Annotated in this window: 10 protein-coding genes and 1 pseudogene; 3 read left to right on the forward strand and 8 right to left on the reverse strand. The window is 73.1% G+C overall.

All coding sequences use genetic code 11. From position 1 onward, the window contains the following. Window positions 1-23: 23 nt before the first annotated feature. The 3 genes and pseudogenes from ACGFR9_RS25030 to ACGFR9_RS25040 all read left to right on the forward strand — a co-directional run bounded on the left by ACGFR9_RS25030 (window position 24) and on the right by ACGFR9_RS25040 (window position 4,375). A complete protein-coding gene (locus tag ACGFR9_RS25030) occupies window positions 24-1,871 on the forward strand; it encodes an ABC transporter substrate-binding protein (RefSeq protein WP_393212339.1) in 1,848 nt (615 codons plus the stop codon). A gap of 14 nt (window positions 1,872-1,885) precedes the next feature. Next, window positions 1,886-3,031: pseudogene (locus tag ACGFR9_RS25035) on the forward strand (oligopeptide/dipeptide ABC transporter ATP-binding protein); the annotation flags it as partial. A gap of 354 nt (window positions 3,032-3,385) precedes the next feature. Continuing rightward, window positions 3,386-4,375 carry an ABC transporter ATP-binding protein gene (locus ACGFR9_RS25040; RefSeq protein WP_393212669.1) on the forward strand — a complete coding sequence of 330 codons (990 nt, stop codon included), beginning with the start codon at window positions 3,386-3,388 and terminating at the stop codon, window positions 4,373-4,375. Between the two features lie 4 nt (window positions 4,376-4,379). On the opposite strand, the gene ACGFR9_RS25045 is transcribed toward ACGFR9_RS25040, so the two are convergent. The 8 genes from ACGFR9_RS25045 to nusA form a co-directional block, all read right to left on the reverse strand. After that, complete coding sequence (locus ACGFR9_RS25045; RefSeq protein WP_393212341.1) at window positions 4,380-5,333, reverse strand: bifunctional riboflavin kinase/FAD synthetase; 954 nt, start codon at window positions 5,331-5,333, stop codon at window positions 4,380-4,382. A 143-nt stretch (window positions 5,334-5,476) separates the two neighbouring features. After that, complete coding sequence (locus ACGFR9_RS25050) at window positions 5,477-9,382, reverse strand: trypsin-like peptidase domain-containing protein (protein ID WP_393212343.1); 3,906 nt, start codon at window positions 9,380-9,382, stop codon at window positions 5,477-5,479. 249 nt (window positions 9,383-9,631) lie between these two features. Then, window positions 9,632-10,537, reverse strand: coding sequence for a tRNA pseudouridine(55) synthase TruB (truB, locus tag ACGFR9_RS25055; RefSeq protein ID WP_393212345.1), 906 nt, complete (start codon window positions 10,535-10,537; stop codon window positions 9,632-9,634). Continuing rightward, window positions 10,534-10,983, reverse strand: a complete 450-nt coding sequence (rbfA, locus tag ACGFR9_RS25060) for a 30S ribosome-binding factor RbfA (protein ID WP_393212347.1) — start codon at window positions 10,981-10,983, stop codon at window positions 10,534-10,536. The genes truB and rbfA overlap by 4 nt, the downstream gene beginning before the upstream one ends. A gap of 49 nt (window positions 10,984-11,032) precedes the next feature. Beyond that, window positions 11,033-11,326, reverse strand: coding sequence for a DUF503 domain-containing protein (locus tag ACGFR9_RS25065; protein ID WP_030216812.1), 294 nt, complete (start codon window positions 11,324-11,326; stop codon window positions 11,033-11,035). 213 nt (window positions 11,327-11,539) lie between these two features. After that, window positions 11,540-14,623, reverse strand: a complete 3,084-nt coding sequence (infB, locus tag ACGFR9_RS25070) for a translation initiation factor IF-2 (protein ID WP_393212349.1) — start codon at window positions 14,621-14,623, stop codon at window positions 11,540-11,542. A gap of 185 nt (window positions 14,624-14,808) precedes the next feature. After that, a complete protein-coding gene (locus ACGFR9_RS25075) occupies window positions 14,809-15,090 on the reverse strand; it encodes a YlxR family protein (RefSeq protein WP_393212351.1) in 282 nt (93 codons plus the stop codon). A gap of 102 nt (window positions 15,091-15,192) precedes the next feature. Continuing rightward, on the reverse strand, window positions 15,193-16,179 hold the full coding sequence (nusA, locus tag ACGFR9_RS25080; protein WP_311644275.1) for a transcription termination factor NusA: 987 nt from the start codon (window positions 16,177-16,179) through the stop codon (window positions 15,193-15,195). Between the last annotated feature and the right edge of the window lie 2 nt (window positions 16,180-16,181).

Consider the following 16,181-nt stretch of genomic DNA (forward strand, 5'->3'; position numbering starts at 1 on the left):
GCGATGACGCGAGGTCAGCGACCATGGAAACGAACGATCAGTACAGCGTCCGTCACCGCGTCCGGCTCGTCATGGCGGGCGGTGCCGCCGCGCTCACGCTCGGCGCGGGGCTCGCCACGCTCAGCCCGGCGCCGCAGCAGGCCCACGCGGCCGGCGACGGGAACAAGGTGCTCACCGTCGCGGTGGCGCAGAGCGTCGACTCGCTCAGCCCGTTCCTGGCGGTACGGCTGCTCAGTACGAGCATCCACCGCCTCACCTACGAGTACCTGACGAACTACGACGCCGAGGACAACCACGTCATCCCGGGTCTCGCCACCCGGTGGGAGTCGTCGCCGGACAAGCTGACCTGGACGTACACCATCCGCTCGGACTCGAAGTGGTCGGACGGCGAGCAGGCCACCGCGAACGACGCGGCCTGGACGTTCAACACGATGATGAGCGACCCGGGCGCGGCGACCGCGAACGGCAGCTTCGTCGCCAACTTCGAGAAGGTCACCGCGCCGAGTCCCACCCGACTGGTCATCCGGCTGAAGAAGCCACAGGCCACGATGACGGCGCTGGACGTGCCGATCGTGCCCCGGCACGTGTGGGAGAAGGTCGACGACTTCTCGAAGTCCAACAACGACAAGGACTTCCCCCTCGTCGGCAACGGGCCGTTCATCCTCACCGGCTACAAGGCGGACAGCTATGTGCGGCTGAAGTCGAACAAGGAGTTCTGGCGCGGGGCACCGAAGTTCGACGAACTGGTCTTCCGCTACTACAAGGACCAGGACGCGGCGGTGTCGGCGCTGCGCAAGGGCGAGGTGTCGTTCGTCGCGGGGTCTCCGTCCCTGACGCCCGCGCAGTCCGCCTCGCTGAAGCGTGACGGGAACATCCGCGTCAACGACGCCCCGGGCCGCCGCTTCTACGCCCTGGCCACCAACCCGGGCGCGAAGGCGAGGAACGGCGAGAAGATGGGTGACGGGCATCCGTCACTGCTCGACCAGCGGGTGCGGAACGCGCTGTTCATGGCGGTGGACCGGAAGACCGTCATCGACAGGGTGTTCCAGGGGCACGCCGTGGAGGGCGCCGGCTACATCCCGCCGCGCTACGCGCAGTACTTCTGGGAGCCGTCGCCCGAGCAGGAACTGGCGTACGACCCTGCGGAGGCGGCCCGGCTGCTCGACCGGGCCGGCTACCGGAAGAACGGCGACGGCGACCGCGTCGGCAAGGACGGCGAGCCGCTCACCTACCGGGTGCTGTGCCACGCCACGGACCCGAACGACAAGGCGGTCGGCCAGTACCTCGAGGAGTGGTGGGGCGACCTCGGCATCGGCGTCGAACTCAACTGCCTGGACAATGTGACCGATCCCTGGCTGGCCGGCGAGTACGACCTCGCCTTCGACGGCTGGTCGGTCAACCCCGACCCCGACTTCGTCCTCTCCATCCACACCTGTGCGGCGCTCCCGGCGACCCCGGAGGAGACCGGCGCGACCGACAACTTCATCTGCGACAAGACGTACGACGAGCTCTACGCGCGACAGCTCGCCGAGTACGACGCCGGTGAGCGGGCGCGGATCGTACGGCAGCTGGAGTCGCGGCTGTACGACCTCGGGTACATGAACGTCATGGCCTATCCGAACGCGGTCGAGGCGTACCGTACGGACCAGATCGAGTCGATCACCACCATGCCGGCGAAGGCGGGCAACATCTACGGCCAGGACGGTTACTGGAGCTGGTGGTCGGCGGTGCCGGCGGACTCCGGTGACGCGGGCGGCGGTTCGTCGTCGACGGGTGTGGTCATCGGCATCGTGGCGGGAGTCGTCGTCCTCGCGGGGCTGGGGGCGTTCGTGGCGCTGCGGCGTCGCGCCACGGCCGAGGACCGTGAGTAGGCGGGGCGAGCGGGGTGGCGACGACCGCGAACGCGACAACCGCACCGGCAGGGGGCACGGGGGCCGTCCGCAGGGCAGGCACCGGGTATCCGCGGTATGTCGCGGGCAAGTTGGCCGGTGCGGCCGTGTCCCTTCTCGCCGTCCTCGTCACCGGCTTCTTCCTCTTCCGGCTGATCCCGGGCGACCCGGTGAAGTTCATGACCGGCGGACGCCAGGTGTCGGCGGAACAACTGGCGGCCTATCGGCGGCAATTCGGGCTCGATCTGCCGTTGTGGCAGCAGTTCACCGACTACTGCGGCAAGGCGCTCACCGGTGATCTGGGGACGTCGTACCAGTTCAGCGCGCCGGTGGTCGACAAGATCTCGGAGGCGTTGCCGAACACGCTGCTGCTCACGGGGACCGCGTTCGTCCTCTACACGGCGCTCGGCATCGCCCTCGGCACCCGGTCGGCGTGGCGGCACGGGCGGATCGGGGACCGGCTCAACACGGGGCTGGCGCTGACGCTCTCGATGCACTCCCTCAACCCGGTGCGGCGCGTCGGTGACCAGATCGCCGAGCCGGTCCTGCTGCACCGGAAGGCCACCCCGGCGGGGGCGCGGAAGAGGGCCGGGGAGCTGCTGGAGCGCGTCAGCCTGCCCGCCGGGCGGGCGTCGGCCTATCCGCACGAGTTGTCGGGCGGTCAGCGGCAGCGCGTCATGATCGCCATGGCGCTGGCCTGCGACCCCCGGCTGATCATCGCGGACGAGCCGACGACCGCGCTCGATGTGATGGTCCAGGCGCAGATCCTGCGGCTGATCGAGCAGCTCGTCGCGGAGCAGGACGTGGGGCTCGTCATGATCAGCCACGATCTGGCGGTCCTCGCCGGCTCGTGCGACCGGCTCGCGGTGATGTACGCGGGCCGGGTGGTCGAGGAGGGACCGGCGGCCCGGGTCTACGAGGCCGCCCGCCACCCGTACGCGCAGGCCCTGTCGGCGGCGTTCCCACGCATCGGCGACCCGGCGTCCCGCTTCGCCCCCCGCGGCCTGCCGGGCGATCCCCCGGACCCGTCGACGCTGCCGCCGGGCTGCGCGTTCCAGCCACGGTGCCCGGTGGCGCTGACCTCCTGCGCGACCGAGGACCAGCCGCTGCGCGCCGCGGGCCCGCACCGGCGGGCGGCGTGTGTACGGGTCACCCCGGCGACCGACGGCCCAACTCCCCCAGGAGACACCCCGGCCGGGAACTCGGGCGACCCCTCCGATACGGGACAGGACCCGACCGACCACAGCCCAACTCCCCCACGACACACCCCCGCCGGGAACAAGGGCGACCCCTCCGATACGGGACAGGACCCGACCGACCACAGCCCAACTCCCCCACGACACACCCCCGCCGGGAACAAGGGCGACCCCTCCGATACGGGGCACGACCCGGCGAACGGCGGCCGCGGCCCGTGCCGGGACGCCGGGCGACAGCCCGGCCTCCCGGCCGGATTCAGCGGGTGCCGGGGAACCGGAGGAAGCGAGGCCAGGTCATCCATGAACCCTGCCGGCGTTCCCCTGCTCAGCGCCCGAGGCGTCCGTGTCGTGTTCCCCGGGCGGCGCGGGGCACCCGACGCCCGGGCCGTGGACGGTGTCGATCTGGACATCCGGCCCGGTGAGATCGTCGCGCTGGTAGGTGAGTCGGGGTGTGGCAAGACGACGCTGGCCCGTGCCCTGCTGGGGCTGGTCGAGCCGGCCGCCGGCCAGGTCTCCTTCGACGGACGGCCGCTGGAGTACTCCGGCCGCGCCCTGAAGGCGTACCGCAGGCGCGTACAGCTGGTGCTGCAGGATCCGAGCGGTTCGCTCAACCCCCGGCACACGGTGTACGACGCCGTGGCGGAGGGGCTGCGCATCCACCGGCTCGGCGGTGACGAACGCGCCACCGTCGCAGACGCGTTGTCCCGCGCCGGACTGCGGCCGCCCGAGCGCTTCTTCCTGCGCCATCCGCACGAACTGTCCGGCGGTCAGCGCCAACGCGTCGTCATCGCGGGCGCGTTGGCCTTGGAGCCCGAACTCCTCGTCGCCGACGAGCCGGTGGCCTCGCTGGACGCGTCCGTACGCGGGGAGATACTGGCCCTGCTGCTGCGGCTGCGCGACCGGCTGGGCCTGTCCGCACTGGTCGTCACGCACGACCTCGGGCTGGCCTGGAACATCGCCGACCGGGTCGCGGTGATGTATCTGGGCCGGATCGTGGAGACCGGGCCGGTGGAGCGGGTCCTGACGGCACCCCGGCACCCGTACACACGGGCGCTGCTGTCGGTCCTGCCCGAGGCCACCGGCGATCCGGTGATCCTCACCGGCGAGCCCCCGGACCCGTCCCGGGTGCCCTCCGGCTGCCGGTTCCACGCGCGCTGCCCGGTCCTGGCGGGCGGTGCGGCGGACCGGGCGGGGGTGGCACGGGCGTGCCGGGAGCGGGATCCGGGGATGCCCGACGGGAGCGGTGCGGCGCAGGTGGCGTGCCACTGGGCGCACGCCCGCGAAGGCTGATCCGCTACGGCTTCTCCGCCGCGGCGACCAGTTCCCGGCAGCGCTGTACGTCGTCGGCCATCTGCACCAGCAGCGCGTCCAGCGTGTCGAACGTGGCCTGGCCGCGTACGAAGGCGAGGAAGTCGACGGCGACGTGCAGACCGTACAGATCGAGGCCGACGCGGTCGATGGCGTACGCCTCGACGGTGCGCTCCGTGCCGTCGAACTGCGGGTTGGTACCGACGGAGATGGCGGCCGGCATGACCTCGCCCTGCGCGTGCAGCCAGCCGGCGTAGACGCCGTCGGCGGGGATCGCGGTGTGCGGGAGCGTCTCGACGTTGGCCGTGGGGAAGCCCAGGTCACGGCCGCGCTGCGCGCCCCGGACGACGACGCCCTCGACACGGTGCGGGCGGCCCAGGATCTCGGCGGCGCCCTCGACCCCGCCCTCGGCGACCAGGCGGCGGGTGAGCGTGGAGGAGAACGGCTCGCCGCCGCCCGCCTCACCGGTCACGAACAGGTCGACGACCTCGACGTCGAAGTCGTAGACCTCGCCCTGCTCGGCGAGGAACCGCACATTGCCCGCGGCCTTGTGGCCGAAGCGGAAGTTGGGTCCTTCGACGACCGCTTTGGCGTGCAGCTTGTCGACGAGGACCTTGACCACGAAGTCGGCGGCGGACAGCTTCGAGAACTCGGTGGTGAACGGCAGGATCAGCAGGGCGTCGACGCCCAGCTCGGCCATGAGCTCGGCGCGCCGGTGGTGCGGGGCGAGCAGCGGGGGGTGGGTGCCGGGGCGGACGACCTCGCTGGGGTGCGGGTCGAAGGTGACGACGACGGCGGGGACACCCAGGGCGCGGGCGCGGTCCACGGCATGCCGGATGATCAGCTGGTGTCCGCGGTGGACTCCGTCGTAGGAGCCGATGGTGACGACGCTGCGCCCCCAGTCCTGGGGGATGTCCTCCAAGCCACGCCAGCGTTGCACTGTGCCTGCTCCTTGTCGAAACCTTGTCGGACGAACCCGGTCCGTGGGTCTTCTCTGCGCAGCTCTAAGGGTGCCATGCCGGGTGCCGGGGGTCCGCATCGGCATGGGGGCTGTGTGACGGGGTGCACGTGCCGGAGGGCGGGTCAGGCGGTGACGGCCGCGTTCTCGACGACGTCGCGGGTGGCGGGTCCGATGAGCGCGGCCCACTCGCGCGGGGCGTCCGCCAGCCAGCCGGCCACGGCGGTGGCGAAGCCGGGGACGTGATCCGCCAGATCGGCCAGGCAGCGGTCGAAGCGGGCGGCGCCCTCCGTGGTACGGACGAGGAGCAGCCCGGCGCGGTGGACGAGGACGCGCGGCTCGGGGCCGGTGGTACGGGCCGCGGCGCGCAGGACCGCCTCCAGGACGGCGGGGTCGGACTCCCGGGCGAGCAGAACGTCCAGGAGCTCGCGGCGCAGTGGGCGGGAGGCCGGGGTCCCGGGCGCGGCGAGGACTCCGGAGAGGGCCAGCCGGAGGGGCTGCGGGCCGCCGTCGAGCAGGGCGGTGAGCAGTGCTCTCAGTGGGGCCCGGGCCGCCGGGCCCGCCTCCAGCCGCCCGTCGGCGTACACGGCCACATGGCCCGTCAGCTCCGGCCGCCGCGCCACCGCCTCCCGTACGAGCGTGGCGACCGTACGGGCCGGGGCGGGCGGGGTGGCGTCGGCGAGGGCGTCGAACGCCTCACCGGAGTCCGCCGTGCCCAGCCTGACCCGGAAGGCGTCGAGGACGGGCTCCGGGTGGGTGTCGAGGGCGGGGATCAGCGCGCTCGGCGGGAGGTGGGGATCGCCGGCCGCGAAACGCTCCAGGGCGCGTGGCAGATGGCGGTCCCTGCTGTTCGGGTCGCGCACGAGGAGGGCGAGGGCGCCGCCGTGCAGTTCGCGGTCGGCGGCGCGGACGAGGAGGGTGAGGGCCGCGTACCGCAGCAGGGTGCGGTCGGTGTCGTCGCGGGCGTACGGCGCGACCCGCAGGCCGTGGGTGATCGCCAGGGCGCGGCGGGCGGGCCGGTCGTCCTTCGCCCAGCGGTCGACGGCCCGGCACATCATCGCGGGCTCCTCCTCCGCCAGTGCCGTCAGCAGTTGGCCGGCCAGCCGGTGCGCGCTGTCGGCGAGCGCCTCGGTCAGCGCGTCCGGGGCCGCGCGCCGGTGGGTGTGCAGCAGCGCCTGCGCGGCCGTCGCCACGGTCGCGTGCGGGGTGGAGGGCAGCGGCCGGTCGTCCTCGAACCAGCGGATGAGATACGGGAGTACGGCGACGGGGTCGCCGGTGAGCAGCCGGGCGGCGGCGTCGAGGAACCGGGGGCCGCTCTCGCACGGGGGGCCGTCGGCGTGGACGAGCCGCCGCAGCAGCGCGCACCGTGTCTCGAGTGGCAGCCGGAGTCCGTCCCAGAAGGCGGGCCCCAGCTCGGGCGGCACGCCCCGCGGCTGCTCCCGCCAGGCCACGAGACGGTCGGCCAGCAGACGCAGTACGTCCGTGTACGGCGCCGCGTCGGGCACCCGCGCGAGGGTTCTGCCGAGCAGCCGGGCGGCCCACCAGGAGCCCGGATCGGCGTCGAGGGCGTGCACCAGATCCGTGAGCCGGGAGGACAGGCGCGGACTCCCGTGCCGCCGCGCGAGATACAGCAGTGCCTCGATGACCACGCCGATGCGGTGACGCGGGACGGGGTCGAGAGGTGGAGGGACGGCGACGGCGGGCGGTGCCGGGGTTCCGGCGCCGCCCCCTCCCGGCAGCACACGGCCGGCGGCGAGGGCCGCCGGGCCACCACCACCGCTCCCGACGGGCGGCTCCGCCATGAGGAGGTCCGGCCCGGCGGGCCGGTACTCGGCGTCGGCGACGGCCCATGGGTCGGGCCCGGCAATGGTCCACGGATCGAAGACCGCGGCGGTCGGAATGACCACACCGGGCCGGCGACCCGCCGACGGGAGAGGACCGCCGCCCCCGCCCGCCCCGGCCTCGGGCGGCGGACCGTCCCCCGACGCCGTCCCCTCGGCCACATCCTCGTACCCGGGTGCCCGTGCGGGCCGTGCGTACGGGTTCTGGTGGACCAGGGCGTGCAACGCCGCGTCCACGTCGAGGTGGGTGCCCTGGAGCCAGTCGGCCAGTTCCTCGTCGGCGAACCGGTAGCCGGTCGTCCCGGACGGAACGAGGAGCCCCTCGGCGAGTACGGCGGACGCCCAGCCGGACCCGTACGGGAACACCGCGTCGAACGTGCCCGGGTCCAGCTCCCCGTGCCCGGCGCCGAGGCTGCGGCGGCCCGCCTCGTGCACCCGCCCCGCGACCTTGGCGGCCAGTCGGCGTACGGCGGTCCCTCGGGCCCCGCTCCCGTCGGCGAGGCGGACGGCGATCCGCAGGCACATCAGGTCCAGGTGGGCGGAGAAGACCTCGTCACGGCCGACGGGAGCGTCGAAGGCGGCGGCGTCCCGCAGCTCGGCGATCATCCGGAGGGTCAGCGGGTGCCGGGCCACGGCGTCGGCCACCGCGCCCTCCGGGACGCCGTACCGGGCACGCATCTCCCGGGCCTCCTCCGGAGTGAGGTCACCGACGGTCACACACTCGGGGAGGGCACCGGCGCCCGGCGGCTCCGCCGGGAACCCCCGCCCGTGGACGCGCGACGGCTCCGCGGGGGACCTCTGCGCCTCCGGGCGCACCCCACCGGCCCCCGACGGCCCCGCGGCAGACCACCGCCCCTCGGCGCGCACCCCACCGGCCCCCGACGGCCCCGCCGGAAGGCCCTGCCCGGCGGGGCGTGCCCCGCCGTCGTACAGCAGCTCCGCCGGGAACCCCGCCCCCTCCCAGTACTCCTCCCGGCACGCCACCACCAGCCGTGCCCCGGTCGCCCGCAGCCAGCGCGCGGTGGCCGCGGTCCACGCGGTCGGCCGGTGGAGCGTGACCTCCTCGGGCCCGTCGAGGAGCAGCAGCAGCGGGCGGCCCATCGTGCGGGCGAGCCCGGCCAGATGCTCCGGGCTCAGGTCCCCGAGCGCCTCCGGGGCCACCGGGAAGGGAATCCTGGACGCGGCGACAAGGGCGGCGGCCCGGTTCAGGGCCCGCCGTGCGGCGTCCGCGACCGAGCCGTCGTCGGCGTACAGGTCGGCACCGCGCAGCCGGAGCGTGGGCGCCCCCGCGCGGTGCCGGCGGGCGGCGAGCGCCGCGAGCTGGGTCGTACGGCCGCTGCCGGGCGGTCCGACCAGGCCCAGCACGGCGGCCTCGCCCCGCTCGAACGCGTCGAGCTCCGCGCGTAGGGCCGGCCGGTCGACAGGCTCGGTGACGGCCGGCGTGGCCGTGAGCCCGGCCCGTGCGGCGGCCTCGCCCCGCTCGAACGCGTCGAGTTCCGCGCGTACGGCCCGCCGGTCGACAGGCTCGGTGACGGCCGGGGCGGCCGTGAGCTCGACCAGTGCGGCGAGGTTGAGGTCGGCGCCGTGGGCCGGGACCGTCGCCGCGTTCTCGGCGAGCAGTTCGGCGAGCGGGCCGTCCCCGGTGCGTCCCGGCAGCGGTACGGCGAAGCCCGCGTCGCGGTCGTCCGCGCGCAGGGCGGTGCCGAGGACTCCGAGCACGGTGCCGGTGGTGGCGTCGAGGACCGGTCCGCCGGCGGCTCCGCCGCCGAGCCGCAGCGCGTCCCGGCCCGCGGTGCCGACCGCCAACTCGAGGGCGGCGCCCAGGAGATGGGTGCGGTCGGTGGCGGTGTAGGTCACGGCGCCCGTGCCCAGCACGCGCGCCTCGCGCCAGCCTCCGGCGGGGATCCGCACATAGGTGCCGGGCGGCACGCCGCGCCGCGTGGTGACCGGCAGCGGCGGAACGCCGAGGCCCTCGCTGCGGACGAGGGCCAGGCCGAGGGCGGGCAGCGGGGTCACCGCGTCGGCGGTCACCACGCACTGACGGCCCCCCGCCGCGTGCAGCACGAGCCGGGGCAGTCCGTCGACGGCCTCGTGACCGGTGAGGACCGTGCCGCGGTGGTCGGCCACGAAACCGGTGCCGCGCGGCCGGCCGGCGAGGTCGTACAGGCGGACCAGGACGTCGTACGGCATCGTCGGACCCTCCCGTCGCTCAGCCGTGTCTGGCTGCGACAGTAGGCCCAGGATGATCAGCGGGACAGATCGTCCGGGGAACGCGCCCCCTTCCGCTCCCCCGGTTCACTCCGAGCGCCCGCACTTACGGGTGAACAGACGGGGGTGGATGGATACACCCTAGGGGTGGGGGAACCGAGGGGGACCGTGGAGCGGCGGCATGTCCATCCCCGTGGCGCCGCTCCACGGGCGGATCCCCGAAAAGAGACCTCAGCCGAAGACGGCGAGGCTCTTGGCCTTGCCCCGGTGCTCCTCCACGAGGGCCACGAACCGGTCGTCGGGGCCGAACACGGCCACGGCTCCGGAGCCGGCGTACTCCTCGGGCATCTCCAGCCGCACCCCGTTGGTGAGCAGTCCGGCCCGCCGGTCGTCGACGTCCCAGCGGGGGAAGGCGGCGGTGGCGGCCTCGGCGACCGGCATGACCGTCAGCTCCCGCTGGAGCTGGTCCAGCGTCTTCGCGGAGTCAAGCTTGTACGGGCCGACACGGGTGCGGCGCAGCGCCGTGAGGTGTCCGCCCACGCCCAGGCCGGCACCCAGGTCGCGGGCGAGGGCGCGGATGTAGGTGCCGGAGGAGCAGACGACGGAGACCACCAGGTCGAGCACCGGGGTGCCGTCGTCGGCGACCGCCTCCCGGACGTCGTACACGGAGAACGACGAGACGGTGACCGGCCGGGCCGGGATGTCGAACTCCTCGCCCTCCCGGGCCCGCTTGTAGGAGCGCACCCCGTCGATCTTGATGGCGCTGACCTTGGACGGCACCTGCATGATGTCGCCGCTCAGTTTCGCCACCCCGGCGTCGACGGCGTCGCGGGTGACCGCGGAGGCGTCGGTGGAGGAGGTGAGCTCCCCCTCGGCGTCGTCGGTGAGCGTGTTCTGCCCGAGCCGGATCGTGCCGAGGTACTCCTTCTCGGTCAGCGCGAGGTGGCCGAGGAGCTTGGTCGCACGCTCGACGCCGAGGACGAGGACACCCGTCGCCATCGGGTCGAGGGTGCCGGCGTGGCCGACCCGTCGGGTGCGGGCGATGCCTCGCATCTTGGCGACCACGTCGTGCGAAGTGAAGCCCGACGGCTTGTCGACGATGACAAGGCCGTCGGGCGTGGTGTGCTTCTCGGTCATTCGGCGGTGTCGTCCGTCTCGTCGTCTTCCGGCTTGCGGTACGGATCGGCGTCACCGGCGTACGCGGCGCCCGCGGACGCCTCGCGCACCTTCTCGTCGGACTGGCGCGCCCGGTCGAGGAGGTCCTCGATGTTGCGTGCCGTGTCCGGGAGCGCGTCCATGACGAAGGCCAGCGTCGGTGTGAACTTCACACCGGCCGCCCGGCCCACCTCGGAGCGCAGGATGCCCTTGGCGCTCTCCAGGCCCGCCGCGGCGGCCGTGCGCTCCTCGTCGTCCCCGTACACCGTGTAGAAGACGGTCGCCTCCCGGAGGTCACCCGTGACCCGGGTGTCCGTGATGGTGACGTGCGAGCCGAGCCGCGGGTCCTTGATCCCGCGCTGCAGCTTCTGGGCCACCACCTCTCGGATGAGGTCCGCCAGCCTTTTCGCCCGCGCGTTGTCGGCCACTGGTCCGTCTCCCGTTCTTTCCTGTCTGCGTATCTCTGGGCTGTGGTCGTCAGTCGTCTTCGCCGTGGAAGCGCCGCCTGACGGACAGCAGCTCCACCTCGGGACGCCCGGCGACCAGCCGCTCGCACCGGTCCAGTACGTCGGTCAGGTGCGCCGCGTCGCCGGACACCATGGCGAGGCCGATGACGGCCCTGCGATGGAGGTCCATGTGATCCACCTCGGCCGCGCTCACCGCGTACTTGCGCTGGAGCTCGGCGACGATCGGGCGGACGACGGAGCGCTTCTCCTTCAGCGAATGTACGTCGCCGAGGAGGAGGTCGAAGGACAGCGTCCCCACATACATGTACAACCGGTTCACCCGCCGGTACGGGATCGACGGCCCCGCCGTCCGTGATGGGCGGGGACATCAGAACCGTACATCGAAGGGGGTGCGCCGATCGACGGATATTGTGCCCGCCGACCGGCGCCGAAGGCCTGACCTGCCGGCCTTCACGCACAGACGCGCCGGCCGGCGGGACCCGGGTGGGTCCCGCCGGCCGGTACGCACCGTGGGGTGTTACACCCGCGGCTTCTCGCGCATCTCGTAGGTCGCGATGACGTCGTCGACCTTGATGTCGTTGAAGTTTCCGAGGTTGATACCGCCCTCGAAGCCTTCGCGGATCTCGGTGACGTCGTCCTTGAAGCGACGCAGGCCCACGATGTTGAGGTTCTCCGCGATGACCTTGCCGTCGCGGAGCAGGCGCGCCTTGGTGTTGCGCTTGACCTCGCCGGAGCGGATGAGAACACCCGCGATGTTGCCCAGCTTGGAGGAGCGGAAGACCTCGCGGATCTCCGCCGTACCGAGCTCGACTTCCTCGTACTCCGGCTTGAGCATGCCCTTGAGGGCCGCCTCGATCTCCTCGATCGCCTGGTAGATGACCGAGTAGTACCGGACGTCCACACCCTCGCGCTCGGCCATCTGCGCGGCACGCCCGGCGGCGCGCACGTTGAAGCCGATCACGATGGCGTCGGAGCCCATCGCCAGGTCGATGTCGGACTCCGTGACCGCACCGACGCCGCGGTGCAGGACGCGGATGTCGACCTCTTCGCCGACGTCCAGCTGGAGCAGCGAGGACTCGAGGGCCTCCACCGAACCGGAAGCGTCACCCTTGATGATCAGGTTCAGCTGCTGGACCTCGCCGGCCTTGAGCACCTTGTCCAGGTCCTCGAGCGACACACGGCGCGTGCGCTTGGCGAACGCGGCGTTGCGCTCACGGGCGGCGCGCTTCTCGGCGATCTGACGGGCCGTACGGTCCTCGTCCACGACGATGAAGTTGTCGCCCGCACCCGGGACGTTGGTCAGGCCCAGGACCTGGACCGGCGTCGACGGGCCCGCCTCGGCGACGTTGTTGCCGTTGTCGTCGAGCATGGCGCGCACACGGCCGTAGGCGTCGCCCACGACCATCGTGTCGCCGACCCGCAGCGTGCCTCGCTGGACGAGGACGGTCGCCACGGCACCGCGGCCGCGGTCGAGCCGGGACTCGATCGAGATGCCCTGCGCGTCCTGCGTGGGGTTGGCCCGCAGGTCGAGCGAGGCGTCCGCGGTGAGGACGACGGCCTCGAGGAGGCTGTCGATGTGCAGACCCTGCTTGGCGGAGATGTCGACGAACATGGTGTCGCCGCCGAACTCCTCGGCCACCAGGCCGTACTCGGTCAGCTGACCGCGCACCTTGGTCGGGTCGGCACCCTCGACGTCGATCTTGTTGACCGCGACGACGATCGGGACGTCGGCCGCCTTGGCGTGGTTGAGCGCCTCGACCGTCTGCGGCATGACGCCGTCGTTGGCCGCGACGACCAGGATCGCGATGTCCGTCGACCGCGCACCACGGGCACGCATGGCGGTGAACGCCTCGTGACCCGGGGTGTCGATGAAGGTGATCCTGCGCTCTTCCTCGTTGACCTCGGTCGCGACCTGGTAGGCACCGATGTGCTGGGTGATGCCGCCGGCCTCGCCCGCGATGACGTTGGTCTTGCGGATGGCGTCGAGGAGGCGGGTCTTTCCGTGGTCGACGTGACCCATGACGGTGACGACCGGCGGGCGGACCACCAGGTCCTCCTCGTCGCCCTCGTCCTCGCCGAACTCCAGGTCGAAGGACTCGAGCAGCTCGCGGTCCTCCTCCTCCGGGCTGACGATCTGAACGGTGTAGTTCATCTCGCCCGCGAGGAGCTGGAGCGTCTCGTCGGAGACGGACTGGGTCGCGGTGACCATTTCGCCGAGGTTCATCATGACCGCGACGAGCGACGCCGGGTTGGCGTTGATCTTCTCCGCGAAGTCGGTGAGCGAAGCACCGCGCGACAGGCGAATGGACTCGCCGTTGCCGCGAGGCAGCATCACGCCGCCGACCGACGGGGCCTGCATGGCCTCGTACTCCTGGCGCCTCTGCCGCTTCGACTTGCGACCGCGACGCGCGGGACCGCCGGGACGGCCGAAGGCGCCCTGCGTGCCACCGCGGCCACCGGGACCACCGGGACGGCCACCGAAGCCGGGACGGCCACCGCCGCCGGCGAAGCCACCGCCGCCACCGGGACGACCGGCGAAACCGCCGCCGCCACCCGGACGACCGGCACCGCCGCCGCCGCCACCCGGACGACCGGCGAAGCCGCCGCCGCCGGGACGACCGCCACCGCCACCGCCGGGACGACCCGCACCGCCCGGACCACGGCCACCGGGGCCGCCGCCGGGACGCGGGCCGGCAGCGGGACGCTGCGGCATCATGCCGGGGTTGGGACGCGGACCGCCGGGGCCGCCGCCGGGACGGGGACCGCCCTGCGGACGCGGCATCGAGCCCGGGGTCGGGCGCTGCCCGCCCGGAGCCTGCGGACGCGGACCGCCGCCCTGGCCACCGGGGGCCTGCGGACGGGGACCGGCTCCGCCGGGACCGCCGGGACCACCCGGACGCGCGCCCTGCGGGCGCGGAGCCTGCGGACGGGCCATACCGGTGGAGCCACCGGAGGTGAAGGGATTGTTACCGGGACGCGGACCGGCCGGGCGACCGCCCGGACGCGGAGCGCCGCCACCGGCGCGCTGACCCTGGCCGGCCGGACGGCCCTGACCGCCCTGGCCGCCGCCCTGGCCCTGTCCCTGACCGGGACCGGACGGACGACCGCCGGGCTTGGGGGCGCCGGGACGCGAGCCGGTGGGCTTCGGACCGGCCGGAGCCGGAGCCTGAGCCGCCGCAGCGGGCGGGGCCTGGAACTCCGGGGCCGCCGGGGCCGGACGCGGCGCGGGCCGCGGGCCCGGACGCGGGCCGGAGGCCGCCGGCGCGGGCGCCGACGGGGTGGACGGAGCCGCCGGCGGCTGGGCCGCGGCGGGCTTGGGTGCTGACGGCGGCTTCGGGGCAGCCGGACCCGGACGGGCCGCCTGCGCCGGGGACGGCGCGGCGGGCCTGGGGGCCGCCTTGCGGGGCGCGCCGGGCTTCGCGGCGGACTTGCCGCTGCCCCCGCCCTGCTGGAAGGCGTCGGTCAGCTTGCGTACTACGGGCGCTTCGATGGTCGAAGACGCCGAACGGACGAATTCACCGAGTTCCTGGAGCTTGGCCATGACGGCCTTGCTCTCCACACCGAACTCCTTGGCGAGTTCGTAGACCCGGACCTTAGCCACTTCGCTCCTCTGAGGTCCGGGTTGCGTCCGGACCGTCGCTAGTTCATGGGCGTACTCATCGCGTACTCATCGAGTGCTCATCGCAATCTCGACCTGCTTTCGACTCGCGAGGTACCAGACCGCACGGCTTGTTCCGTACGGCATGTTCGTGCGTGTTGCCTGCCCAGCCGGCGTGAAGCCGCTGCTCAGCAACCTTGTGCCTGCTCGACGTAGTGGCGCAACGCCTTTACGTCGAGCGGTCCCGGGACGCGGAGCGCCCGTGGGAACGCCCTGCGGCGCACCGCCTGGTCGAGACAGACCGGGACGGGGTGCACATACGCGCCCCGGCCGGGCAGCGTACCGCGAGGATCGGGGACGCACGCGTCCTCGGTCACCACGATGCGCAGTAGCTCGCTCTTGACCGCTCGCTCCCGGCACCCCACGCAGGTGCGCTCAGGGCATACGCCAGCTCGTGTCCGGCCAGACACTGCTCAGTCTACCTCCCCGGACCGACCTCACCCCTTTGGGGCAAGAATCGAACACTTGCCGCGCGCAAAGCTGTCGTGATCTCAGCGAACCGCGGCTTGGATCTATTCCCCGGTCTGTTCCGTATCCGGGCGGATGTCGATCCGCCAGCCGGTCAGACGGGCGGCGAGACGGGCGTTCTGCCCCTCCTTGCCGATCGCCAGGGACAGCTGGTAGTCCGGCACGATGACCCGGGCGGAGCGGGCGGCCATGTCGACGATGTCCACCCGGGAGACCCGGGCCGGCGACAGGGCGTTCGCCACCATCTCGGCCGGGTCGTCGGACCAGTCGACGATGTCGATCTTCTCGCCGTTCAGCTCGCCCATCACATTGCGCACCCGGCCGCCCATGGGGCCGATGCAGGCGCCCTTGGCGTTCAGGCCCGAGCGGGTGGAGCGTACGGCGATCTTGGTGCGGTGGCCGGCCTCGCGGGCGATCGCGGAGATCTCCACGGAGCCGTCGGCGATCTCCGGCACCTCCAGGGCGAAGAGCTTCTTCACCAGGTTGGGGTGCGTGCGCGAGAGGGTGACGGACGGGCCGCGCACCCCCTTGGCCACCCGGACGACATAACTGCGCAGCCGCATGCCGTGCGGGTAGGTCTCGCCGGGGACCTGCTCCTGCACCGGCAGGATGGCCTCCAGCTTGCCGATGTCGACCAGTACGTTCTTCGGGTCGCGGCCCTGCTGGACCACGCCGGTGACGATGTCGCCCTCGCGCCCCGCGTACTCGCCGAGCGTCGCGTCGTCCTCGGCGTCGCGCAGGCGCTGCAGGATGACCTGCTTGGCCGTGGTGGCGGCGATACGGCCGAAGCCGGACGGGGTGTCGTCGAACTCTCGGGCCTCCTGGCCCTCCTCGAGGTCCTCGGGGTCCTCCTTCGCCCACACGGTCACATGACCGGTCTCCCGGTCGAGCTCCACGCGCGCGCGGCGGCGGCTTCCCTCGGTGCGGTGATAGGCGATGAGGAGGGCCGACTCGATCGCTTCGACCAGCAGGGGGAGAGAGATCTCCTTCTCCCGCACCAAGAGCCGAAGTGCACTCATGTCGATGTCCACGG

Origin of the sequence: Streptomyces sp. NPDC048584 (assembly GCF_043199595.1) — a bacterium.
In the GTDB taxonomy this organism is placed as follows: domain Bacteria; phylum Actinomycetota; class Actinomycetes; order Streptomycetales; family Streptomycetaceae; genus Streptomyces; species Streptomyces edwardsiae.

Bases quoted from the DNA above. Each gene is read 5' to 3' on its own strand.
- ACGFR9_RS25050 (WP_393212343.1), bottom strand. From the start codon at position 9,382: ATGCCGTACGACGTCCTGGTCCGCCTGTACGACCTCGCCGGCCGGCCG.
- ACGFR9_RS25030 (WP_393212339.1), top strand. From the start codon at position 24: ATGGAAACGAACGATCAGTACAGCGTCCGTCACCGCGTCCGGCTCGTC.
- ACGFR9_RS25040 (WP_393212669.1), top strand. From the start codon at position 3,386: ATGAACCCTGCCGGCGTTCCCCTGCTCAGCGCCCGAGGCGTCCGTGTC.
- truB (WP_393212345.1), bottom strand. From the start codon at position 10,537: ATGACCGAGAAGCACACCACGCCCGACGGCCTTGTCATCGTCGACAAG.
- ACGFR9_RS25065 (WP_030216812.1), bottom strand. From the start codon at position 11,326: ATGTATGTGGGGACGCTGTCCTTCGACCTCCTCCTCGGCGACGTACAT.